The organism is Streptomyces nogalater (assembly GCF_039532885.1).
GTDB lineage: Bacteria > Actinomycetota > Actinomycetes > Streptomycetales > Streptomycetaceae > Streptomyces > Streptomyces nogalater.
Genome location: NZ_BAAASM010000066.1, coordinates 21,479 through 43,714, shown reverse-complemented (window position 1 = coordinate 43,714; position 22,236 = coordinate 21,479). Strand labels below are relative to the sequence as shown.

General features: G+C 72.0%; 18 protein-coding genes. 13 read left to right on the top strand and 5 right to left on the bottom strand.

What is annotated here, in order from left to right; genetic code table 11:
* Nucleotides 1-112: 112 nt before the first annotated feature.
* Both nhaA and acs read right to left on the bottom strand, forming a co-directional pair.
* On the bottom strand, nucleotides 113-1,543 hold the full coding sequence (gene nhaA, locus ABD350_RS33170) for a Na+/H+ antiporter NhaA (RefSeq protein WP_344352696.1): 1,431 nt from the start codon (nucleotides 1,541-1,543) through the stop codon (nucleotides 113-115).
* Between the two features lie 217 nt (nucleotides 1,544-1,760).
* Nucleotides 1,761-3,758: an acetate--CoA ligase gene (gene acs, locus ABD350_RS33165; RefSeq protein WP_344352695.1), complete on the bottom strand. Its 1,998-nt coding sequence runs from the start codon at nucleotides 3,756-3,758 to the stop codon at nucleotides 1,761-1,763.
* Between the two features lie 415 nt (nucleotides 3,759-4,173).
* Here acs and ABD350_RS33160 point away from each other — a divergent pair, with 415 nt between their 5' ends.
* Entirely contained in the window at nucleotides 4,174-5,439 is a 1,266-nt protein-coding gene (locus ABD350_RS33160) for a polysaccharide deacetylase family protein (RefSeq protein ID WP_344352693.1), read from the top strand.
* A 3-nt stretch (nucleotides 5,440-5,442) separates the two neighbouring features.
* Here ABD350_RS33160 and ABD350_RS33155 read toward each other — a convergent pair whose 3' ends face one another.
* On the bottom strand, nucleotides 5,443-6,423 hold the full coding sequence (locus ABD350_RS33155; protein WP_344352691.1) for an ATP-binding protein: 981 nt from the start codon (nucleotides 6,421-6,423) through the stop codon (nucleotides 5,443-5,445).
* A gap of 101 nt (nucleotides 6,424-6,524) precedes the next feature.
* Between ABD350_RS33155 and ABD350_RS33150 the strand changes: the two genes are divergently transcribed.
* Nucleotides 6,525-7,349 carry a Fic family protein gene (locus ABD350_RS33150; protein WP_344352689.1) on the top strand — a complete coding sequence of 275 codons (825 nt, stop codon included), beginning with the start codon at nucleotides 6,525-6,527 and terminating at the stop codon, nucleotides 7,347-7,349.
* Nucleotides 7,350-7,730: 381 nt separating this feature from the next.
* Here the strand turns inward: ABD350_RS33150 and ABD350_RS33145 are convergent, their stop codons facing one another.
* Complete coding sequence (locus ABD350_RS33145) at nucleotides 7,731-8,561, bottom strand: HAD family hydrolase (protein ID WP_344352687.1); 831 nt, start codon at nucleotides 8,559-8,561, stop codon at nucleotides 7,731-7,733.
* 593 nt (nucleotides 8,562-9,154) lie between these two features.
* Between ABD350_RS33145 and ssd the strand changes: the two genes are divergently transcribed.
* The 7 genes from ssd (at nucleotide 9,155) to ABD350_RS38100 (ending at nucleotide 14,934) form a co-directional block, all read left to right on the top strand.
* Nucleotides 9,155-10,261, top strand: coding sequence for a septum site-determining protein Ssd (gene ssd, locus ABD350_RS33140; protein ID WP_344352685.1), 1,107 nt, complete (start codon nucleotides 9,155-9,157; stop codon nucleotides 10,259-10,261).
* Nucleotides 10,258-11,445, top strand: a complete 1,188-nt coding sequence (locus tag ABD350_RS33135) for a TadA family conjugal transfer-associated ATPase (protein WP_344352683.1) — start codon at nucleotides 10,258-10,260, stop codon at nucleotides 11,443-11,445. Before ssd ends, ABD350_RS33135 begins: the two co-directional genes overlap by 4 nt.
* Nucleotides 11,446-11,560: 115 nt before the next feature.
* Entirely contained in the window at nucleotides 11,561-12,430 is an 870-nt protein-coding gene (locus ABD350_RS33130) for a type II secretion system F family protein (RefSeq protein WP_344352681.1), read from the top strand.
* A 94-nt stretch (nucleotides 12,431-12,524) separates the two neighbouring features.
* Entirely contained in the window at nucleotides 12,525-13,313 is a 789-nt protein-coding gene (locus ABD350_RS33125; RefSeq protein WP_344352679.1) for a type II secretion system F family protein, read from the top strand.
* Nucleotides 13,314-13,419: 106 nt separating this feature from the next.
* Nucleotides 13,420-13,620, top strand: coding sequence for a DUF4244 domain-containing protein (locus ABD350_RS33120; RefSeq protein ID WP_051753867.1), 201 nt, complete (start codon nucleotides 13,420-13,422; stop codon nucleotides 13,618-13,620).
* Between the two features lie 34 nt (nucleotides 13,621-13,654).
* The gene (locus tag ABD350_RS33115; RefSeq protein WP_344352676.1) at nucleotides 13,655-13,993 is read left to right on the top strand and encodes a TadE family type IV pilus minor pilin; all 339 of its coding nucleotides are present in this window, start codon (nucleotides 13,655-13,657) and stop codon (nucleotides 13,991-13,993) included.
* A gap of 305 nt (nucleotides 13,994-14,298) precedes the next feature.
* The gene (locus ABD350_RS38100) at nucleotides 14,299-14,934 is read left to right on the top strand and encodes an Rv3654c family TadE-like protein (protein ID WP_382466851.1); all 636 of its coding nucleotides are present in this window, start codon (nucleotides 14,299-14,301) and stop codon (nucleotides 14,932-14,934) included.
* A 139-nt stretch (nucleotides 14,935-15,073) separates the two neighbouring features.
* Here the strand turns inward: ABD350_RS38100 and ABD350_RS33105 are convergent, their stop codons facing one another.
* Nucleotides 15,074-17,551, bottom strand: a complete 2,478-nt coding sequence (locus ABD350_RS33105) for a DEAD/DEAH box helicase (RefSeq protein ID WP_344352674.1) — start codon at nucleotides 17,549-17,551, stop codon at nucleotides 15,074-15,076.
* 79 nt (nucleotides 17,552-17,630) lie between these two features.
* Here ABD350_RS33105 and bldG point away from each other — a divergent pair, with 79 nt between their 5' ends.
* From bldG to ABD350_RS33085, 4 genes are all read left to right on the top strand, one after another.
* Nucleotides 17,631-17,972, top strand: a complete 342-nt coding sequence (gene bldG / locus ABD350_RS33100) for an anti-sigma factor antagonist BldG (RefSeq protein ID WP_318202147.1) — start codon at nucleotides 17,631-17,633, stop codon at nucleotides 17,970-17,972.
* A 251-nt stretch (nucleotides 17,973-18,223) separates the two neighbouring features.
* Complete coding sequence (locus ABD350_RS33095; protein WP_344352673.1) at nucleotides 18,224-18,658, top strand: ATP-binding protein; 435 nt, start codon at nucleotides 18,224-18,226, stop codon at nucleotides 18,656-18,658.
* 297 nt (nucleotides 18,659-18,955) lie between these two features.
* Nucleotides 18,956-21,358 (top strand): sodium-translocating pyrophosphatase, encoded by a 2,403-nt coding sequence (locus tag ABD350_RS33090; RefSeq protein WP_344352672.1) that lies wholly within the window; start codon nucleotides 18,956-18,958, stop codon nucleotides 21,356-21,358.
* A gap of 214 nt (nucleotides 21,359-21,572) precedes the next feature.
* Complete coding sequence (locus ABD350_RS33085) at nucleotides 21,573-22,184, top strand: small secreted protein (RefSeq protein WP_344352671.1); 612 nt, start codon at nucleotides 21,573-21,575, stop codon at nucleotides 22,182-22,184.
* The last annotated feature ends 52 nt before the right edge of the window (nucleotides 22,185-22,236 follow it).

Genomic DNA, 22,236 nt, shown 5'->3' with positions numbered 1-22,236 from the left:
CTCAGAGGTCTCGTACCGCACATGTGCTGTGGGGACGGCCGTGGTGCTCGTACGGCCATCCGGGTAGCCGTCGCGCGCGTGCGGCCGTCTTGTTTTGTACCGTCTCGTCAGATCATGCCGGACGGTCGCTCTCCTCGCCTGCCCCGCCCGGCACTTCCGCAAGCCGGTGGCGTGCCTCGGCGGCCAGCCGCCGGTGCTCGGCGGCCTTGCGCTCGTGGATCTCGGCCATCCGGAGGTGGTACGCCGGGTCGCCCTGCTCGTAGACGTCCGGGATGCCGTCGAGGTCCTCGTCGCGCTCCTCTTCCTCGCACAGCCTGCGGTACCGGTCGTTGCGCAGCTTCAGCAGCATCGTCGCGCACACCGCCGCGATCAGCGATCCGATGAGGACGGCCGCCTTCACCTCGCCGGTCAGTGCGGTGTCGCTCCCGAAGGCCAGCTCGCCGATCAGCAGCGACACCGTGAAGCCGATCCCGGCGAGCGAGGACATCGCGAAGACGTCGGCCCACGCCAGTTCCTCGCTGAGCCGCGCGCGGGTGAAGCGGACGGTCAGCCAGGTGCCGCCGAAGATCCCGATCGTCTTGCCCACGACCAGGCCGAGGACGACACCGAGCGTCTCGGGCCTCGCGAACACGTCCCCGAGCGCCCCGCCGGATATCGACACACCGGCGCTGAACAGGGCGAACAGTGGTACGGCGAGCCCGGCCGACAGGGGCCGCACCAGATGCTCGATGTGCTCGCCCGGCGAGTGCTGCTCACCCTCCCGGGTGGTGCAGCGCAGCATCAGGCCCATCGCCACGCCGGCGATGGTGGCGTGCACGCCGCTGTTGTACATCAGCGCCCAGATGACGACGGCGAGCGGCACGTATACGTACCAGCCGCGTACGCCCTTGCGTAGCAGCAGCCAGAAGACGGCGAGCCCGGCGACGGCCCCGCCGAGGGCGGCGAGATTCAACTGGTCGGTGAAGAAGATCGCGATGATCAGGATCGCGAAGAGGTCGTCGACGACCGCCAGTGTGAGCAGGAAGGCGCGCAGGGCGCTGGGCAGGGAGGTGCCGATGACCGCGAGCACGGCGAGCGCGAAGGCGATGTCGGTGGCGGTGGGCACCGCCCAGCCCTGGAGTGAGCCGTTTCCGGCGAGGTTGGTGAGCGTGTAGACGAGCGCGGGCGCGGCCATCCCGCACAGGGCCGCCACCACGGGCAGCACGGCCGCCTTCGGGTCGCGCAGGTCCCCGGCGACCAGCTCGCGCTTGAGTTCGATGCCGGCGACGAAGAAGAACACCGCGAGCAGTCCGTCGGCGGCCCAGTGGGCGACGGACAGGTGCAGGCCCAGCGCGTCGGGACCGAGGTGGAAGTGGCCGACCGCCTCGTAGCTGTGGTGCAGGCCGGGGATGTTCGCCCAGAGCAGCGCGGCCACGGCGGCCAGGAGCAGCAGGACGCCGCCGACGGTCTCGGTGCGCAGCGCGTCCGCGAGGAAGGTCCGCTCGGGCAGGGACAGCCGGTCGAAGACCTTGCGGGCGGTGGTGGGGGTGCGGGACGCGGTCACGGGAGACCTCCGGAGGCAGGCAGGCGGAATCACATGCCGACCAGACTTCCCGGCGCACCTGACGTGTCACATGCCGCGACACTTTCCTTAGTTTACCTAAAGTAGCGCGCGCCGGTCCGATGATCTTCACGGTAGCCGCCTCTGGGGCACCCGGCACGTTCACCGGCCGAGTGCCCCGAAGGACGCCGCTGCAGTCCTCCCGGTCCTCCCGGTCCGCTCAGTCCTCGCTGGGCGCGGCGGGCAGCTTGGCCTGGATGAGATCCATGACCGTGCTGTCGGTCAGCGTGGTCACATCGCCGAGGCTGCGGTTCTCGGCGACGTCCCGCAGCAGGCGGCGCATGATCTTGCCCGAGCGGGTCTTCGGCAGCTCGGCCACCGGCAGGATCCGCTTGGGCTTGGCGATCGGACCGAGGGTGGCGCCGACGTGGTCGCGCAGCTCGCCGACGAGCGTATCGGTCTCCGATGCCGAGCCGCGCAGGATGACGAACGCGACGATGGCCTGGCCGGTGGTCTCGTCCGCGGCGCCCACGACGGCGGCCTCGGCGACCGCCGGGTGCGAGACCAGCGCCGACTCCACCTCGGTGGTGGAGATGTTGTGCCCGGAGACCAGCATCACGTCGTCCACCCGGCCGAGCAGCCAGATGTCCCCGTCGTCGTCCTTCTTCGCGCCGTCACCGGCGAAGTACTTGCCCTCGAAGCGGGACCAGTACGTGTCGATGAACCGCTGGTCGTCACCCCAGATGGTGCGCAGCATCGACGGCCACGGCTCGGTCAGCACCAGGTAGCCACCGCCGCCGTCGGGCACCTCGTTCGCCTCGTCGTCGACGACCGTCGCGCTGATGCCGGGCAGCGGGCGCTGCGCCGAACCGGGCTTGGCCTCGGTGACACCGGGCAGCGGCGTGATCATCATCGCGCCGGTCTCGGTCTGCCACCAGGTGTCCACCACGGGCGTGCGGTCGGCGCCGATGTGCTTGCGGTACCAGATCCACGCCTCGGGGTTGATGGGCTCGCCCACCGAGCCGAGGACCCGCAGGGACGACAGGTCGTACTTGGCGGGGATGTCGTCGCCCCACTTCATGAACGTCCGGATCGCGGTCGGCGCGGTGTAGAGGATCGTGACCTTGTACTTTTGCACGATCTCCCAGAACCGGCCCTGGTGCGGGGTGTCCGGCGTGCCCTCGTACATCACCTGCGTCGCGCCGTTGGCCAGCGGGCCGTACACGATGTACGAGTGGCCGGTCACCCAGCCGACGTCGGCCGTGCACCAGTACACGTCCGTCTCCGGCTTGAGGTCGAAGACCGCCCAGTGGGTGTAGGCCGCCTGGGTGAGGTAGCCGCCGGAGGTGTGCAGGATGCCCTTCGGCTTCCCCGTCGTACCGGAGGTGTAGAGGATGAACAGCGGGTGCTCCGCCTCGAACGCCTCGGGGGTGTGCTCGGCGGACTGCCGGCCCACCAGGTCGTGCCACCACACGTCCCGGCCCTCGGTCCAGGCGACCTCCTGGCCGGTACGGCGCACCACCAGCACGTGCTCGACCTTGTCGGCCTTGCCGAGCGCCTCGTCCACGGCCGGCTTGAGTGCGGACGGCTTGCCGCGCCGGTAGCCGCCGTCGGCGGTGATGACGACCTTGGCGTCCGCGTCCTGGATGCGGGTCGCGAGCGCGTCCGCCGAGAAGCCGCCGAAGACGACCGAGTGGGCCGCGCCGATCCGGGCCGAGGCCAGCATCGCGATCGCGGTCTCCGGGATCATCGGCATGTAGATGGCGACCCGGTCGCCCTTGCGCACGCCCAGTTCCAGCAGGGCGTTGGCGGCCCTGGAGACCTCGTCCTTCAGCTCCGCGTAAGTGATCGAGCGGCTGTCGCCGGGCTCGCCCTCGAAGTGGATGGCGACGCGGTCGCCGTGGCCGGCCTCCACGTGGCGGTCCACGCAGTTGTAGGCGACGTTCAGTTCACCGTCCTTGAACCACTTCGCGAACGGCGGGTTGGACCAGTCCAGCGTCTCGGTCGGTTCCTTGGCCCAGGTCAGCCGGCGGGCCTGCTCGGCCCAGAAGCCGAGCCTGTCAGCCTTGGCCTGCTCATACGCCTCCGCGGTGACATTGGCGTGTGCGGCCAGGTCGGCGGGGGGCGCGAACCTGCGTTCTTCCTTCAGCAGGTTGGCCAGGCTCTCGTTGCTCACGACATCTCCCTTTCCAAGGGTGTCCGTTGTGTCCCAGGCCACAGCTCATCAGACCCGGGGGGCCGATGACAAGGGTCGCCGGGAAAATTGGTTTAGACCTGTCGGAGGGACGCAGTCCGTCACCTTCGGTCGCCGGAACGCCAGTTGGCCGGACCGCTCTCGACGTAGGAGAGGTTGCCCGCGCGGTCGCGGACGTGGGCGTGGCGGCGGACGCTGACGGAACAGACGGGGATTGGTAAAAGAATCGTAATGCCGCGTAAAGGTACGGCATAGTTTTTCGGCGTAAATGGAGGAGGAGATCACCTCTGAGGGTGAATTAATCATTTGATCGGCTTGTCGTACTAATTCCTTCTCGACCCCATGCGACCTTGGCCGCGCCGCCGGGACAAACCCGGCACATCACCAGAAACGGCCCCAGTCAGCGTGTGCCTGAGAGAAGGAAGAAGGTGGGCGGAACATGGCCGCCACCCAGAGGATCGCCGTCGGCGCCATGGTCGCCGCGGCCTGTGCGGCGTCGCTCGCCGGCTGCGCGGGAGACACCGCCGCCGTGAAGCCGGGGGCACCCGGCCCGGAACAGGGGGCGCCGGCACCGGGCAGCGTGTTCCGGCCGATCGGCGACGGATCCACCGCATACACCGGAGCCCAGCCGCATCTGCCCGGCCCGGAGCGATTGAGTCCCGGCCGGAAGCCCCCGCAGTTCGTCGTGTTCTCCTGGGACGGCGCGGGCGAGGACAGTCAGAAGCTGTTCTCGCACTTCCGCGAGGTCGCCAAGGAGAACAACGCGACCATGACGTACTTCCTCAGCGGGGTGTACCTGCTGCCGGAGGAGAAGCGCGACCTCTACAAGCCGCCGCAGCACTCCCCGGGCCGCTCCGACATCGGGTTCAACGACGAGCGGGGCATCGCCGACACCCTTGAGCAACTGCGGCTGGCCTGGCTGGAGGGCAACGAGATCGGCACCCACTTCAACGGCCATTTCTGCGGGCCCGACGGCGGGGTGGGCACCTGGTCGGTGGACGAGTGGAAGAGCGAGATCGCCCAGGCCAAGAGGTTCGTGAAGTCCTGGCGCTCCAACACCGGCATGCGGGCGGAGGACCCCCTGCCCTTCGATTACGACAAGGAGCTGATCGGCGCCCGCACCCCCTGCCTGGAGGGGCGGAAGAACTTCGTGAAGGCCGCCCGCGACCTGGGCTTCCGCTACGACTCCAGCGGAGTCAACGACCAGGTCTGGCCCAAGAAGAAGGAAGGGCTGTGGGACCTGTCGATGCAGCTGGTGCCCTTCCCCGGCCATACCTATGAGCAGCTGACCATGGACTACAACTTCATGGTCGGCCAGTCCGGCACCCAGACCCAGGGCGATCCCGACAAGTTCGACTACTGGGGCGACCAGATGCGCGACGGCCTCCTCAAGGGCTTCTACCGCGCCTATGACGGCAACCGCGCGCCTCTGGTCATCGGCAACCACTTCGAGTCCTGGAACGGCGGCACCTATATGCGCGCCGTGGAAGAGGTGGTGAAGGAGGTGTGCACCAAGCCCGACGTGCGCTGTGTCTCCTTCCGGCAGCTGGTCGACTGGCTCGACGCCCAGGACCCGCGGACGCTGGCGCGGCTGCGTTCCCTGGAGGTCGGCGAGGCGCCCCGGCAGGGCTGGGCGTCCTTCCTGTCCGGCAGCCCGGCCCCGGCGCCCAGGGGTGTGCCCGGGGCGCCGGCGGACCGGCGGTAGGCGTCAGGCGGGGGTCGCCACGTTCTCACCGAGCACGAAGCCGGGGTCGACCTGCGCCGCCAGGTCGGCCCCGGTGCGCTCGTTCCCCCAGGACTCGGCGTTCTTCAGGTGGAAGTGCACCATCTGACGGGTGTAGCGCTCCCAGTCGCGCCGCTCGTAGGTGGCGTCCACGGCGGCCCGAAGGGTCTCCAGGGCGCGGGCGTTGGCCTCCTCCAGGAGGTCGAACCGGGGCGGGCGGCCCTTCTCCATGGCGCGCACCCAGTCCGAGCGCCCGACTGTCACGAGCAGGTCGTCTCCGACCTCCGCGCGCAGGAAGTCGATGTCGTCCGGCTCGTGGATCTTGTTGCCGACGACCTTCAGGGCCACGCCGAAGTCCCGGGCGTACTCCTTGTACTGGCGGTAGACGGAGACCCCCTTCCGGGTCGGTTCGGCGACGAGGAACGTCATGTCGAAGCGGGTGAACATGCCGGAGGCGAAGGAGTCCGAACCGGCCGTCATGTCGACCACGACGTACTCGTCGGGGCCGTCGACGAGGTGGTTGAGATACAGCTCCACCGCTCCCGTCTTGGAGTGGTAGCAGGAGACCCCCAAGTCGGCGTCCGTGAAGGGGCCCGTGACCATCAAACGGACGGCGCCGCCGTCGAGTTCCACCGGACGCGCGCAGGCGTCGTAGACGGGGTTGGGCTCGCGCACCCGGACCAGGCGCGAGCCCTCGCCGGGCGGGGTCGTCTTGATCATCGTCGCGGCCGAGGCGATGCGCGGGTTGGCGCCGCGCAGATAGTCCTTGATCAGCGGGAGCTGTTCGCCCATGGCGGGCAGCGCCGCCGCCTCCTCCTCGCCGAGACCGAGGGCGGGGCCGAGGTGCTGGTTGATGTCCGCGTCGATGGCGACCACCGGGGCGCCGGCGGCGACGAGATGGCGGATGAAGAGGGAGGAGAGCGTCGTTTTGCCGCTCCCGCCCTTCCCGACGAAAGCAATTTTCATGTTCACCAAGGGTAGCCGCACGATAGCTGTATGTGTCACGGTGAAGTGAAGAAGACCACTCCTTCGTGGGGCGGGCCGCCGGGGTGCGTACTGTCGTACCCATGAGTACGACAGGCGCGACCGCCGACCCGCTCTCCGCCTTGGGCTCGCTGCCCGGGGTGGCCGAATCCGTGGAGTCCGTACGCAAGGCCGTGGACCGGGTCTACGGGCACCGTGTCATGAGGCGTCGCAGCAACGAGGTCACCTCCGAGGCGGCCCTGCGCGGCGCCCGTGGTTCGGCGGCGCTGTCCGGGGCGGACTGGGCCCTGGAGGAGGTGCGGCGGCGCAGCGACTTCGGCGTCGACGCGGAGGCCCGCGTGATGGGTGCGGCGCTGCGGCTCACCGCCGAGGCGGGACAGCTGCTGTCCATCTGGCGCCAGTCTCCGCTGCGGGTGCTGGCCCGGCTGCACCTGGTGGCCGCGGCCGACGACGCCGAGCAGGTGGGCAGGCCGCGTCAGGCCGGCGAGCCGGTGGACGAACCGCTGATCGAACTGCCGCTGCCGGACGCCGGTGAGGTCTCCGGCCGGCTGGAGGGGCTGGCGGACCTGATCATCGCCGGCACCTCGGCCCCCGCGCTGGTGACGGCCGCCGTCGTGCACGGCGAGCTGCTCGCGCTGCGTCCCTTCACGTCGTACAACGGCCTGGTCGCGCGCGCGGCCGAGCGGATCGTGCTGATCGGCAGCGGTCTGGACCCGAAGGCGATCTGTCCGGCCGAGGTGGGCCACGCCGAACTGGGTCGCGCCTCGTACCTCGCCGCCCTGGAGGGCTACGTCTCCGGCACGCCCGAGGGCATGGCGGCGTGGATCGCCCACTGCGGACGCGCGGTCGAGCTGGGCGTGCGCGAGTCGACGGCGGTCTGCGAGGCGCTCCAGCGCGGCGCGGCCTGAGCGGAACTCCCCGCGGCCGCCCGGGCGGGCTCCCGGCAGGGGGCGGTCTGCGGTGGCCGGGCAGAAGAGATGCGGCGGTACGAATACTCGTACCGCCGCTGGCATGCTCATCGGGTTACCAAGCGTCCTCGATATGTCGCCCATCAGGTCGGGGTACTTTGCCCGTCCTGGTGCGGCTGGCCCGTAATCGACGGGTCGACGTCGCGTGGGTGCCCGGTGTTCATGCGAGGTCCGTGGGCCAAGTGCGTGGAGACAGGGGATCCTCCCGGATGTCCTTTGGTCTCGCGGGCCTACATTCTTTGTACCGCGAGCCGGGAGGAAGCGGAACCCCTGCCTGCACTTCTTTACTTTCGCCTTCAAACGGGGTGAAACGGGCGCCGCTCAGGCCGTGGCGCGGCGCCGGCTGGCGTACCAGACCAGCCCGGCGGTCGCCGCCGCCGCGCCTATGGCCGCCGCCGCGACCAGCGCGGGGCGGGGCGGCACCGAGAACGCCGGCAGCCGCTTCTTGAGCGGGACCGGGCGGCGGAACTCCAGGACCGGCCATCCGTGCGCGAGGGCCTCGCGGCGCAGTGCGCGGTCCGGGTTCACGGCGTGCGGGTGCCCGACGGTGCGGAGCATCGGCAGGTCGGTCGCCGAGTCGCTGTAGGCGTAGCAGCGGTCGAGGTCGTAGCCCTCGGACGCGGCCAGTTCCCGGATGGCCTCGGCCTTGGTCGGGCCGTAGGCGTAGTACTCCACCTCTCCGGTGAAGCAGCCGTCCTCGCCCACGACCATACGGGTGGCGACCACCCGGTCCGCCCCCAGCAGTTCGCCGATCGGCTCGACCACCTCCGCGCCCGAGGTGGACACGATCACCACGTCCCGGCCGGCCGCGTGGTGCTCCTCGATGAGGGAGGCGGCCTCGTCGTAGATGATCGGGTCGATCAGGTCGTGCAGGGTCTCGGCCACGATCTCCCGCACCTGCTGGACGTTCCAGCCGCGGCACAGCGCGGAGAGATACTCGCGCATACGCTCCATCTGGTCGTGGTCCAGACCGCCGGCCAGGAAGACGAACTGGGCATATGCGGTACGCAGGGCGGCCCTGCGGTTGATCAGGCCGCCTTGGTAGAAGGACTTGCTGAAGGTGAGCGTGCTCGACTTCGCAATGACCGTCTTGTCCAGGTCAAAGAAGGCCGCCGCGCGGGGCGAGGAGTGGTTTTCCACACCCCTGAGCATAGGGGCCCACCATTCGGCGTAAGGTGGGGCGCGTGGGTTTGCCTGAGAGGGCTCTCGGGTACACCATGGAAGTCACGGATCGTTCGCGACCGTGCTAACCCGGTCCGACTCCTCCCCCCCCGAGTCGGCCGTGGGGACGACCCCCGCTCTCCCCCCCGGCGGGGGTCGTCGCATGTCCGGACGGGTTTTCTCGCTCTTCCCCCCTTCTTCGAGCGGTCGTACGGCCGGCGTCACGCCGCCGTGGCCGCTCCTTCGGTATGCCCATGATTCGTTACGCAGCGTAATCATCGGGCTGCTCTGTGGAAGTCGCCAGCGGATCGGTGCAGGGGTCACCGGTATGGGTGACGAAGTTATTCACAGGGTCGGCGTTGTCCACAGTTTTCCACCAAGATCCACATTATTTCCCGGATCGCGCCACCGTGTTTCCAGCGCGCTCCGGCCGCGGCGAGTTGATGGCCGGTTCCGATTGCCCGCAGCGCGTATGGCCGGTTTCCGTCGGCCTTCACAGGAAGGCCGCTTGCCGGTTCTTCACACCTTTGGGAATCGCGTGGCCGAGGAAGCCGCGCCGCCCACGCAGCGAAGGGGGAACACCCGTGACCGGAACCGTCACCCACGACCCGCCGCCCGGCCCCGCGGACCGGCCCGGACGACCGCTCATCATCACCGAGGACGCCGTCCTCCTGGACGATCTGCTGCGCCTGTGCGCGGCGGCGGGCGCCACGCCCGAGGTCCGGCACGGCGTGCCGGATTCCGGTGACGGCTGGGCGGCGGCCCCGCTCGTACTCGTCGGTGACGACGCCGCCCGCCGGGTGGGCGGGGCCGCGCGCCGGCCCGGCGTGGTGCTGGTCGGCCGCGACCAGGACGACCCCGACGTGTGGAAACGGGCCGTCCTGATCGGCGCCGACCACGTCCTGATGCTCCCCGACGGCGAGGCCTGGCTGGTCGACCGCATCGCCGACGTCGCCGAGGGCATCGGCCGTCCGGCCCTCACCGTCGGCGTGATCGGCGGCCGGGGCGGGGCCGGGGCGTCCACACTCGCGTGTGCCCTCGCCGTCACCTCCGCGCGCGAGGGACTGCGCACCCTCCTGGTGGACGCCGACCCGCTCGGCGGCGGACTCGACGTGCTCCTCGGCGGCGAAAGCGCCGAAGGACTGCGCTGGCCCGCCTTCGCCGCCTCCCGCGGCCGGGTCGGCGGCGGCGCCCTGGAGGAGTCGCTGCCCGAACTGCACTCCCTGCGCGTGCTCAGCTGGGACCGCGGGGACTGCGTCGCCGTGCCCCCGCCCGCGGTGCGGGCGGTGCTGGCCGCGGCCCGGCGGCGCGGCGGCACGGTCGTGGTCGACCTGCCCCGCCGCCTCGACGACGGGGTGGCCGAGGCACTCGCCCAGCTCGACCTGGTCCTCCTCGTCGTCCCGGCCGAACTGCGCGCGGTCGCCGCAGCCAGCCGGGTCGCATCCGCCGTCGGCATGGTCGTCCGCGATCTGCGGGTGGCGGTCCGCGGGCCCTACGCACCCGGACTGGACGACCACGAGGTGGCCCGGCTGCTCGGCCTGCCACTGGCCGGCCAACTGCCCGTCGAACCGGTGCTGCTGCGCCCGCGAGGAAGCGCCAAGGCCCCAGGCGCCACCGGGCGCGGCCCGCTCGCCCGCTTCTGCACCCACTTCTGGGAGCGCGTGCTGGTCGAGACGGGAGGCACCCGATGAGCCTGCCCGGACTCGACCGGGCCGACGGCGCGGCCCTGCTCGACGGCGTCCGCCGCTGGCTCGCCGAGAGCGGTGCCGAACCCACCCCCGCGCGCGTGGCCCAGGCGCTGCGCCAGCAGGGCCGGGTGCTCGGCGACGCCGAGGTGCTCGGCACGGCCGAACGCCTGCGGTCCGAACTCGTGGGCACCGGCCCCCTGGAACCGCTGCTCGCCGACCCGGATGTCACCGACGTCCTGGTCTCCGCCCCCGACCGGGTGTGGGTGGACCGCGGCGGCGGCCTGGAGCTGACCACGGTCGCCTTCCCCGACGCGGCGGCCGTACGACGGCTCGCGCAGCGGCTGGCCGCGGTGGCCGGACGCCGGCTGGACGACGCCCGGCCCTGGGCGGACGCCCGGCTGCCCGACGGCACCCGGCTGCACGCGGTGCTGCCCCCGGTCGCCGTCGGCTGCACCTGCCTCGCCCTGCGCGTGATCCGGCCCCGGGCCTTCACCGTCGGGGAACTCGTCGCGGCCGGCACGGTGCCGCCCGGCGGTGACCGGATCCTGCACGCACTGATCGAGGCCCGGCTCTCGTTCCTCGTCAGCGGTGGCACCGGCTGCGGCAAGACCACCCTGCTCAGTGCCCTGCTGGGGCTGGTCGGACCGGGCGAGCGGATCGTGCTCGCCGAGGACTCGGCCGAGCTGCGGCCGGACCATCCGCACGTGGTCCGGCTGGAGACCCGGCCCGCCAACCAGGAGGGGGCCGGCCTGGTCACCCTGGAGGACCTCGTACGGCAGGCACTGCGGATGCGGCCGGACCGGCTGGTCGTCGGAGAGGTGCGCGGGCCCGAGGTCGTGCATCTGCTCGCGGCCCTCAACACCGGTCACGGCGGCTGCTGCACCGTGCACGCCAACGCCGCCGCCGATGTACCGGCCCGGCTGGAGGCGCTGGCCACGGCCGCCGGGCTGGACCGGGCCGCGCTGCACAGCCAATTGGCGGCCGCCCTCTCGGTGGTGGTGCACCTCGTACGGGACCGGTCCGGGCGGCGCCGGATCGACGAGGTCCACGTCCTGGAGCGGGACCCCACCGGGCTGGTGCGGGCGGTACCGGCCCTGCGCTGGGGCGAGCGGGCCTTCGTCCGGGAGCGGGGGTGGGAGCGGTTGCGGGAGCTGCTGGGGCCTTATGGGGAGGCCGGGGGCGGGTGAGGTCCGACGGGTGCGGGCTGGGGATGGGCGTGCTGCGAGGACGGGCGGGGCCGCTGGAGAGGCGTGCCCGGAGTGATGAGACCGAAGTGATGAGACCGAAGTGATGAGAAAGGTGATGGAAGTGATCGGTGAGCTCTCGACGGGAGCCGCGGCGCTGTGCCTCGGCGGATCGGTCTGGCTGCTGGGCGGCCGGCACTACGGGGTCCGGCGGGCCCGGCTGCTGCTGGCCGGCGGCGGAGTGGTGGCGACCGGGCCGCCCGCCTGGCAGCAGGCCCGCACGGACCTGAGGCGATGGCGCGGCCGGTGGGGAGCGGAGTGGGCGGCCCTCGGCATCGGGGTGGTGATCGCCCTGTGGGGCGCCTCGGTGATCCCGGTCGTCGCGGGGGCGGCCGGGGTGCCGGTGCTGCGCCGGGTGCGGCTGGCCCGGCAGGACCGCAACGCCCGGGAGCGGCGGGCCGACGCGGTGATCGCCCTGTGCGGGGCGCTCGCCGGGGAGGTGCGGGCCGGACGGCAGCCGGCGGCGGCGCTGCTGCGGGCCGCGCGGGACTCCGCCGGGCTCGGTGACGCCCAGGCCGCCGTGGTGGCGGCGGCGCGGTTCGGCGGAGACGTGCCGGGCGCGCTCGCCGTGGCGGCGCGGCAGCCGGGCGCGGAGGGGCTGCTCGGTCTCGCCGCGTGCTGGCGGGTGGCCGTGGACCAGGGCGCCGGACTCGCCGCGGGCCTGGACCGGCTGGACGGTGCCCTGCGCGCCGAGCGGGACGGCCGGGCCGATCTGCGCGCCCAGTTGGCGGGTGCCCGGGCCACCGCGGTGCTGCTCGCCGTACTGCCCGTCCTCGGGCTGCTGCTCGGCACGGCCATGGGCGCCGACCCCCTGCGCGTGCTGCTGCACACCGGGGCCGGCCTCGGCTGCCTGTCGGTTGGGGCGGTGTTCGAGGCGGCCGGGATGTGGTGGGCGATGCGGATCGTGCGCGGGGCGGAGGCGGTGTGAGGGCGGCTGGGCGGGCTGTGGGAAAGCGGCTGGGCCGCGAGGCGGGACAGCCAGGGCGGTCCGGGATGTGTGCGATGCGGGAGGGGTGGGCCGGGTGAGCGGGGACGTTGTCCACAGGCTGGGGATGGTCGGAGTCGCCATGCTGGTCCTCGGCTGGGGCGCCCGGAGGCTGGAACTGGCGCGTCGGCGGCGCCGGGTACGGCGCCGGGTGGCCGGGTTGCTGGGGCACGAGATGCCGTCGGGGCCGGCGGGCGGAGTGCCGTTCGCGATGCCGCCCGGTGTACGGCGGTTGCCGGCTCCGGCCGGTGCGGCGTGCGGGGCGTGGGTGCTGGTCGGCGGGGTCCCCGGGGTGGTGCTGGGGCTGATCGTCGGTGCCGCGCTGTGGTGGTGGCGGGACCGGCAGAGGGCGGCCGGGCGGTCCGAGGCGAGCGACACCGCCGGGGCCGCGCGCCGGCTCCCGCTCGCGGCCGACCTGCTGGCCGCCTGCATCGCCGCCGGTGCCGCTCCGGTGGTCGCCGCCCACGCCGTGGGGGAGGCCCTCGGCGGCCCTGTCGGGCAGGCGCTGGCGCGTGGCGCCGCGGAGGTCCGGCTCGGCGGCGCGCCGGCGGAAGCCTGGCGGAGCCTGGCCCTGCTGCCCGGCGCCGGTGCCCTGGCGCGACTGCTGGAGCGGGCCGACGAGTCCGGGCTGCCCGCGGCCGGTCCGGTCGCCCGTCTCGCGTCGGACGCGCGCGCGGAGTGGACCCGTACGGCGACGGCCCGGGCACGGCGGGCGGCCGTACTGATCTCCGCGCCGGTCGGCCTGTGCTTCCTGCCCGCGTTCGTCGCGGTCGGGGTGGCGCCCGTCGTGATCGGTCTGGCGGGCGGGGTGACGGGAGGAGGGTGAGGCCGAGACGGAGGAGAACGGACCAGAACGGACGAGAGCGGACGAGCGGGAAGCCGTCCGACAAGCACGGAGAACGACTGCGGAACGGAACCTCAGGGGGACCGAGATGTTCGGAAAGATCAGGAAAGCGGCGGCGAGGCTGCGCGGGACGTGCCGTCAGGACACCGGAATGGTGACGTCCGAATACGCCATGGGAATCATCGCGGCCGTCGGGTTCGCGGTGCTGCTGTACCAGGTGGTCACCAGCGGCCAGGTCCAGGCGGAGCTCCAGGCCATCGTGAAGAAGGCCCTCAGTGCGCGGATGTGAGGAAGGAGGAGAGCGGGGCGGGGACCACGGCTTCGTGACCGTGGAGACGGCCATGGCGCTGTCCGTGCTGGTGGCGTTCACGATGGCGCTGGTCTGGGGGCTGCTCGCGGTGGCGGCGCGGATCGAGTGCGTGGACGCGGCCCGCGCGGGTGCCCGGGCCGCCGCCCGGCAGGACCCGCCCGACGCGGTGGCGCGGGTGACGCGGGAAACGGCTCCGCGGGGAGCGCGGGTGACCGTCGCACGCGAGGGTGACCGGGTCCGGGTCACGGTGGTGGCCCGGCCCCCGCTCCTGAGCGGGCTGCCCGTCGAGGTACACGAGGAGGCGGTGGCGCTCGCCGAGGACACCGTGCGTACGGGGGAGGTGGGGCCGTGAAGTACGGGTGCGAGCCGGCCGGCGCACGACGGCCCGCCGACGGTGTACGGGAGGACGCCAGGGCGCTCTCGCGCGGGTATGGCCGGCCGGGCCGGGGGCGGGCCGGTCAGGGCCAGGTCGAGGAAACACCAGGGCGACGGCGTGGTCGGCGGGGGACGGGCCGGCGGGAGTGTGCCGGGACCCGGGAGCGTGGGCGTGCGTCACCGGGCCGGTGGGTTGGTGCGGAGGCGTGGCGAGCGGTGTCTCGGTGGCCGCGGTGCGGCCGGGGGCGTTGCGCGTCGGCGCCGGGCCGCGTGCGCGACGGTATGGCGCGGCGGTGCGGGACCGACCGGGGGTCGGCCACCGTGTGGAGCCTGGGGGCGATGGCCTTGCTGTGCGCGGTGTTCGGCGCGGTGCTCCTTTACGGGCAGGCCGTCGTCGTACGGCACCGGGCGGCCGGCGGAGCGGACCTGGCGGCGCTCGCGGCGGCGGACCACTGGGCCGAGGGCGGTACGGCGGCCTGCGCCCGCGCCGGGCGGCTGGCGGCGGGCCATGGAGCACGGTTGGTGCGGTGCGCGATCGTGGGCGACACCGCGGAGGTGACGGCAGCCGTGCGGACTGGACCGTTCGCGGCGGAGGCGAGGGCGAGAGCGGGCCCGCCGGGCCCGCTGCCGTCCGGGCTCCGCGACGGACTCGGGGCCGTGCCGCCTGCCGGGCCGGGCTCGCCGGGGTCGGTGCCGTCCGGGATCGGAGGCGGGCTTGGGGTGGCGCCGCTTGCCGGGCCGGGCTCGCCGGGCCCGCTGCCGCCCGGGCTCCGCGACGGACTCCGGACCGCGCCCTCTGCCGAACCGGGTCCGCCGGGATCGGGCCCGCCGGGATTGGTGGCGCCCGGGCCCCCGGACGGACCCCGGGCCATACCGCCTGCCGAACCGGGACCACCGTCGGCTCCGCTCACCCCTTGACCAGCCGCCACCGCTTCCGTCGGCCTCTGCCAGCCGCCGCCCTCTCGGTCGGCCTCTGACCAGCCGGCGTCCCCTCCGTCGGCCTCACTCGGCCTCTGACCAGCCGCAGTCAGTCCCCTCCGTCGTTCACCCCGCCCCCTTAACCAGCCGCCGTCCCCTCCGTCGGCTCGTTCGCCGCACCCTTCAGGAGCACCGTGAGAAGCCGTACCGCCCCCCTCTTGTGCAGTGGATCGTTGCCGTTGCCGCACTTGGGGGACTGGATGCAGGACGGGCAGCCGGCCTCGCACTCGCAGGAGGCGATGGCCTCGCGAGTGGCGGACAGCCAGGCGCGGGCGGTGTGGAAGGCGCGCTCGGCGAAGCCCGCGCCGCCGGGGTGGCCGTCGTAGACGAAGACCGTGGGCAGCAGGGTGTCGGGGTGCAGCGGTACGGACACGCCGCCGATGTCCCAGCGGTCGCAGGTCGCGAAGAGGGGCAGCATGCCGATGGAGGCGTGCTCGGCGGCGTGCAGGGAGCCGCCGAGGATCTCCGGGGTGATCCGGGCCTCGTCCAGCTGGTCCTCGGTGACCGTCCACCACACCGCGCGGGTGCGCAGCGTACGGGGAGGGAGGTCGAGTTTCGTCTCGCCCAGCACCTCGCCGGTGATGAGGCGCCGGCGGAGGTAGGAGACCACCTGGTTGGTGACCTCCACGGAGCCGAAGCACAGGCGGCCGGAGCCCCAGGGGATCTCGGTGTCCGTCTCCAGGATGGAGATCGACGTGGTGTCGCGGGCGACGGTCGAGTACGGCGGGTCGGCCTGTTCGACCAGGGCGACGGAGTCCTCCAGGTCCAGGGTGCGCACCAGGTAGGTGCGGCCCTGGTGCAGGTGGACGGCGCCCTCGTGGACCGCGGAGTGCGCGGCGCCCGCGTCGACCGTGCCGAGCAGCCGGCCCGTGCCGGTCTCCACGATCTGCACCGGGCGGCCCCCGGCGCCGCGGATGTCGGTGAGGTCGGCCGCCCGCTCCCGGCGGGTCCAGTGCCAGGCCCGGGTGCGGCGGCGCAGCAGCTTCGCGGCCTCCAGCTGCGGCAGCACGTCCGCGCAGCCGGAACCGAAGAGCTCCAGGTCCTCCTCGGTCAGCGGCAGCTCCGCGGCGGCGGCGCACAGGTGCGGGGCGAGGACGTAGGGGTTGTCGGGGTCGAGGACCGTCGATTCCACCGGTTGGTCGAACAGGGCCTCGGGGTGATGGACGAGGAAGGTGTCCAGTGGGTCGTCACGGGCGACGAGCACCGCGAGGGCGCCCTGGCCGGAGCGGCCCGCGCGGCCCGCCTGCTGCCACAGGGACGCGCGCGTGCCCGGGTAGCCGGCGATCACCACCGCGTCCAGGCCGGAGACGTCCACGCCCAGCTCCAGGGCCGTCGTGGCGGCGAGGCCGAGGAGTTCGCCGGAGTGCAGGGCGCGTTCCAGGGCGCGGCGTTCCTCGGGGAGGTAGCCGCCGCGGTAGGCCGCGACACGCCGGACCAGGGAGCGGTCGACCTCGCCAAGCCGCTCCTGGGCGATGACCGAGATCAGTTCGGCGCCGCGCCGGGAGCGCACGAAGGCGACCGAGCGGACGCCCTGCACGGTCAGGTCGGTCAGCAGATCGGCGGTCTCGGCGGTGGCGGTACGCCGTACGGGGGCGCCCTTCTCGCCCTGCAACTCGGTGAGCGGGGGCTCCCAGAGGGCGAAGACCAGCTCCCCGCGCGGGGAGGCGTCGTCGGCGACCTCCACCACCGGCAGGCCGGTCAGCCGGCGGGCGGAGGCCGCGGGCTCGGCGGAGGTCGCCGAGGCCAGCAGGAACACGGGGGAGGAGCCGTAGCGGGCGCACAGGCGACGCAGCCGGCGCAGTACCTGGGCGACGTGCGAGCCGAACACGCCGCGGTAGGTGTGGCACTCGTCGATGACGACGTACCGGAGCGACTTCAGGAAGGAGGACCAGCGCGGGTGGGAGGGGAGTATCCCGCGGTGCAGCATGTCCGGGTTGGTGAGCACGTAGTTGGCGTACTGGCGGATCCACTCCCGTTCCTCGAACGGAGTGTCGCCGTCGTACACGGCCGGGCGTACCGAAGTGCCGAGAGGTTGTGAAAGTTCCTTCACCGACCGGCACTGATCCGCCGCGAGCGCTTTGGTCGGCGCCAGGTACAGGGCGGTGGTGCCGCGCCCGTTCGGGGCCTCGGCCCCGTCCAGGAGGGTGGACATCACGGGTACGAGATAGGCGAGGGACTTGCCGGAGGCGGTGCCGGTGGCGACGACCACCGAGTCGCCGTCCAGGGCGTGCTCGGCCGCCCGCGCCTGGTGCGCCCAGGGATGCTCGATCCCGCACGCCTGTACGGCCGCGATCACCTCGGGGCGAATCCGGTCAGGCCAGACGGCATGGCGGCCCGCGCGCGGGGGCAAGTGCTCCGTATGAGTGATGCGCGCAGCCCGGCTCGGCCCGGAGGCGAGCCGGTCCAGGACCGCGCCCGGAGACGGACGGGACGCCGGGTCCGCCGGGGTTCGATCGGATCGGTGATTCTTGGCCATCGGCACCGAGTGTGTCACTGGTGTGACGGACAATGGGGTCAAGGCGTCGTGCACGCCTGCCGGTAAGTGATTGAATGCCATCGCGGCTGGCGAAGCGTCCCGGGGGCCGCAAGCCGGTGCCCGAGGGACAACCGCTCGATAGCAAGGTGCTGGAGGATCCGTGGACCTGTCCCTGTCGACCGAGACCGTCGGCGATCGTACGGTCGTCCGAGTCGGTGGCGAAATCGACGTGTATACCGCGCCCAAGCTGCGCGAGCAGCTGGTCGAGCTGGTGAACGACGGGAATTTCCACCTCGTCGTCGACATGGAGGGCGTGGACTTCCTCGACTCCACCGGGCTCGGCGTGCTGGTCGGCGGTCTGAAGCGAGTGCGGGCCCACGAGGGCTCGCTGCGCCTGGTCTGCAACCAGGAGCGCATTCTCAAGATCTTCCGCATCACCGGCCTCACCAAGGTGTTCCCGATCCACACCACGGTCGAGGAAGCGGTGGAGGCCACCGACTGATCGGCCGCAGGCCGATCCCGGACCGGTCGCCGGCACCGGGCCCCCGGCGGGGGCCCGGTCGTCGGCCGGTCCGTCCTGGGCCGCGCCTGCCGCGCCGCCGCCGTTGACGCACACGAGACGCCGACGCGGATGTGACGCAGACAAGACGATGCGGACAGGGCGGCCCGGGGTACAGCAAGGACACCAGGGGGTGCGGTCGCCCGGCGGCGGCCCCGTCCCCGACCGCACGCCCGTAGTCGCGAGGGGGATGCATGGCCACCGTCGAACTCCGCTTCAGCGCGCTGCCCGAACACGTCCGGACCGCCCGGCTGGTGGCGGCAGCGGTGGCGCGCAGGGCGGGAGTGGACGAGGCCGTCCTGGACGAGGTGCGCCTGGCCGTGGGGGAGGCGTGCTCCCGCGCGGTCGGACTGCACCAGAGCAGTGGCGTCACGGCACCGGTGAAGGTGGCGCTGATCGAAGAGGAGAAACAGTTCTCCATCGAGGTCGGCGACGAGGCGCCGCACGCCGTCGCGGGCGGCGACACGCCCGGCGCCGGGCAGGACGGCGAGACCGAGGTCGAGGAGGACGAGATGGGCCTGGCGGTCATCAGCGGCCTCGTCGACGACGTGGAGGTCACCACCGGACCGAACGGCGGACTGATCCGCATGACCTGGCCGACCACGCCGCCGGCCACGGTGCTCGTCTGACCGACGGCGCGGCGACACCCGCGAGGGCCCTGCTGAGCAGGGCCCTCGTCGTGTTTTCCGGGGCGCCGAGGAATTCGTGAAGGAATTCACGATCAATAGCTGATAATTTGATCAAGCGCCAATGCGGGCGTCAATGCCCTGAGGCCATTACTTCTTTCGAGCCCCATGGTCTTGTCTCGATCATTTGCTGAAGAGCGCTAGTAGGCCGATTCCGTTTACCGTCCCCTGTTTAGATCACTCCGCGGTACCTACAATCCGTCCACATCTTGAGCTCAGCCCAAGCGTCAAGGAGGACGAATGGCGGGGCTTTCTACCCCTCATCTGGGTCATCCCACTTCTCTCGCGGCAGCGGTTCTGACCGACGACAATCGGATCATCGTGGCCGTTATCGCGGCCGTCGCCCTGGCCGCGCTGGTGGTCGCGGGGATCCTGGTCCGGCAGGTACTCGCGGCGGGCGAGGGAACCGACAGCATGAAACGGATCGCCGAGGCGGTCCAGGAAGGCGCCAAGGCCTATCTCGCCCGGCAGTTGCGCACGCTCGGCGTATTCGCCGTGGTCGTGTTCTTCCTGCTCATGCTGCTGCCCGCGGACGACTGGAATCAGCGGGCCGGCCGCTCGGTGTTCTTCCTGATCGGTGCGGCGTTCTCGGCGGCCACCGGCTATATCGGCATGTGGCTCGCGGTGCGCAGCAACGTGCGGGTCGCCGCGGCGGCCCGGGAAGCGACTCCGGCGGAAGGCGAACCGCGAAAGGATCTCACCACCGTCTCGCACACCGCGATGAAGATCGCATTTCGCACGGGCGGCGTCGTCGGCATGTTCACGGTGGGGCTCGGCCTGCTGGGCGCCTCCTGTGTGGTGCTGGTGTACGCCGCCGACGCGCCGAAGGTGCTGGAGGGCTTCGGCCTCGGCGCCGCCCTGATCGCCATGTTCATGCGGGTGGGCGGCGGCATCTTCACCAAGGCCGCCGACGTCGGCGCCGACCTGGTCGGCAAGGTCGAGCAGGGCATTCCGGAGGACGACCCGCGCAATGCCGCGACCATCGCCGACAACGTGGGCGACAACGTCGGCGACTGCGCGGGCATGGCGGCCGACCTCTTCGAGTCGTACGCCGTGACCCTGGTGGCCGCGCTGATCCTCGGCAAGACCGCCTTCGGCGACGCCGGACTGGCCTTCCCGCTGCTGGTGCCCGCCATCGGTGTGATCACGGCGATGATCGGCATCTTCGCGGTCGCCCCGCGCCGCGCCGACCGCAGCGGCATGAGCGCGATCAACCGCGGCTTCTTCATCTCCGCGGTGATCTCGCTGGCGCTGGTCGCGGTGGCCGTCTTCGTCTACCTGCCGGGAAGCTACGCCGGCCTGGACGGCGTCACCGACGCGGCGATCAAGGGCAAGGACGGCGACCCGCGCATCCTCGCGCTGGTCGCGGTGGCCATCGGCATCCTGCTCGCCGCCGTCATCCAGCAACTGACCGGCTACTTCACCGAGACCAACCGCCGCCCGGTGCGGGACATCGGCAAGACCTCCCTGACCGGACCGGCCACCGTCGTCCTGTCCGGTATCTCGGTCGGTCTGGAATCGGCCGTGTACACCGCCCTGCTCATCGGGCTCGGTGTGTACGGCGCGTTCCTGCTCGGCGGTACGTCGATCATGCTGGCGCTGTTCGCGGTGGCCCTGGCCGGCACCGGCCTGCTCACCACGGTCGGCGTGATCGTCGCCATGGACACCTTCGGGCCGGTCTCCGACAACGCGCAGGGCATCGCCGAGATGTCCGGCGACGTCGAGGGCGCGGGCGCGCAGGTGCTCACCAACCTGGACGCGGTCGGCAACACCACCAAGGCCATCACCAAGGGCATCGCCATCGCCACCGCCGTCCTGGCCGCGGCGGCGCTGTTCGGGTCGTACCGCGACGCGATCACCACCAACGTGCAGGACGTCGGCGCCAAGCTGACCGGGCCGGGTTCGCCGCTCAGCCTGTCTTTGGACATCTCGCAACCCAACAACCTGGTCGGTCTCATCGCGGGTGCCGCGGTCGTCTTCCTCTTCTCCGGGCTGGCCATCAACGCCGTGTCGCGTTCGGCCGGTTCGGTGGTGTTCGAGGTGCGGCGGCAGTTCCGCGAGAAGCCCGGGATCATGGACTTCACCGAGAAACCCGAGTACGGCAAGGTCGTCGACATCTGCACCAAGGACGCCCTGCGGGAGCTGGCCACGCCCGGTCTGCTCGCCGTCATGGCGCCGATCTTCATCGGGTTCACGCTCGGCGTCGGCGCGCTCGGCTCCTACCTCGCCGGTGCCATCGGCGCGGGCACGCTGATGGCGGTGTTCCTCGCCAACTCCGGCGGCGCCTGGGACAACGCCAAGAAGCTGGTGGAGGACGGCCACCACGGGGGCAAGGGCAGCGAGGCGCACGCGGCCACGGTGATCGGGGACACGGTCGGCGACCCCTTCAAGGACACCGCCGGCCCCGCGATCAACCCGCTGCTGAAGGTCATGAACCTGGTGTCGCTGCTCATCGCACCGGCCGTGATCAAGTTCTCCTACGGCGATGACAAGAACCTCGGCGTGCGGATCGGGATCGCGGTCCTCGCCCTGCTGGTGATCGTCGTCGCCGTGTACGTCTCCAAGCGGCGCGGCATCGCCGTCGGCGACGAGGACGACGCCGAGCGGGTCACCAACTCGCCCGACGCGGCGGTGGTCTCCTAGCCCGGAGCGGCAGGACCCGGGTGATCGACGGGCGGGCGGCGCGTGCTGACGCGCCGGCCGCCCGTCTGCGTGTGCGGGCCCGGTCACGTGGTGAGCCTTCTCTCCCTTGGAACAAAAGGTCGTAAAAGCTGACTGATCTCTCGCCCGGTAGCGGGGGCACGGCCGTCCGCCGTGTAGATTCCGGGGGCCGAGAGCCATGGAAGGGACCAATCCGGTGAACAAGAAGCTCGCGGCCGCACTGTCCAGCGGTGCGGTACTGGCAGTCGCGGTGACGGGGTGCGGCGGCAGCGGTGACGAGGGGCCCGACCCCAAGCTGGTGTCCTGGGCCAAGACGGTGTGCGACGCCGTGCCCGCCCAGAGCGCCAAGATCAAGTCGGCCAACGCGTCGATCGCGTCCATCGCCACGGACGGCAACCTTCCGCCCAAGGACGCCCAGAAGACGTACGTCGAGGCCTTCCAGAACCTCGCCGACGGCTACAAGGCCCTCGCGGACGCCCTCGACAGCGCCGGGGCGCCCCCCGGGATCGACGGCGGAGCCAAGCTCCAGAAGGACGCCGCCAAGAACCTCGCCGGTCTCTCCACGTCGTACACCGGCCTGAAGAAGACGGTCGAGGGGCTCGACACCAAGGACCAGGGCAAGTTCGCCAAGGGCCTCAAGGCGGTCGCCGGCCAGACCGAGGAGGTCGGCAAGCAGGGCGACGACGGCACGGAGGCGCTGAAGCGGCTGGAGCAGGGCGAGGTCAAGGAAGCCATGGCCGAGCAGCCCAGCTGCAAGGTCGCCGCGTCCGCGACGGCACAGTCCACGGCTCCGGCGACGGCCGGCTGACGTCGGCGGACGGCCCGCGCGGAGTCCGCCCCGGCGGGCCGTCGCGGGCCAC

What these genes read in the sequence shown, in the direction of transcription:
- ABD350_RS33105 (WP_344352674.1), bottom strand. Translation starts at nt 17,551, where the DNA reads ATGGCATTCAATCACTTACCGGCAGGCGTGCACGACGCCTTGACCCCA.
- ABD350_RS33135 (WP_344352683.1), top strand. Translation starts at nt 10,258, where the DNA reads ATGAGCCTGCCCGGACTCGACCGGGCCGACGGCGCGGCCCTGCTCGAC.
- ABD350_RS33095 (WP_344352673.1), top strand. Translation starts at nt 18,224, where the DNA reads ATGGCCACCGTCGAACTCCGCTTCAGCGCGCTGCCCGAACACGTCCGG.
- ABD350_RS33120 (WP_051753867.1), top strand. Translation starts at nt 13,420, where the DNA reads ATGTTCGGAAAGATCAGGAAAGCGGCGGCGAGGCTGCGCGGGACGTGC.
- ABD350_RS33090 (WP_344352672.1), top strand. Translation starts at nt 18,956, where the DNA reads ATGGCGGGGCTTTCTACCCCTCATCTGGGTCATCCCACTTCTCTCGCG.
- ABD350_RS33160 (WP_344352693.1), top strand. Translation starts at nt 4,174, where the DNA reads ATGGCCGCCACCCAGAGGATCGCCGTCGGCGCCATGGTCGCCGCGGCC.
- ABD350_RS33150 (WP_344352689.1), top strand. Translation starts at nt 6,525, where the DNA reads ATGAGTACGACAGGCGCGACCGCCGACCCGCTCTCCGCCTTGGGCTCG.
- ABD350_RS33130 (WP_344352681.1), top strand. Translation starts at nt 11,561, where the DNA reads ATGGAAGTGATCGGTGAGCTCTCGACGGGAGCCGCGGCGCTGTGCCTC.
- ABD350_RS33145 (WP_344352687.1), bottom strand. Translation starts at nt 8,561, where the DNA reads ATGCTCAGGGGTGTGGAAAACCACTCCTCGCCCCGCGCGGCGGCCTTC.
- ABD350_RS38100 (WP_382466851.1), top strand. Translation starts at nt 14,299, where the DNA reads ATGGCGCGGCGGTGCGGGACCGACCGGGGGTCGGCCACCGTGTGGAGC.
- ABD350_RS33155 (WP_344352691.1), bottom strand. Translation starts at nt 6,423, where the DNA reads ATGAAAATTGCTTTCGTCGGGAAGGGCGGGAGCGGCAAAACGACGCTC.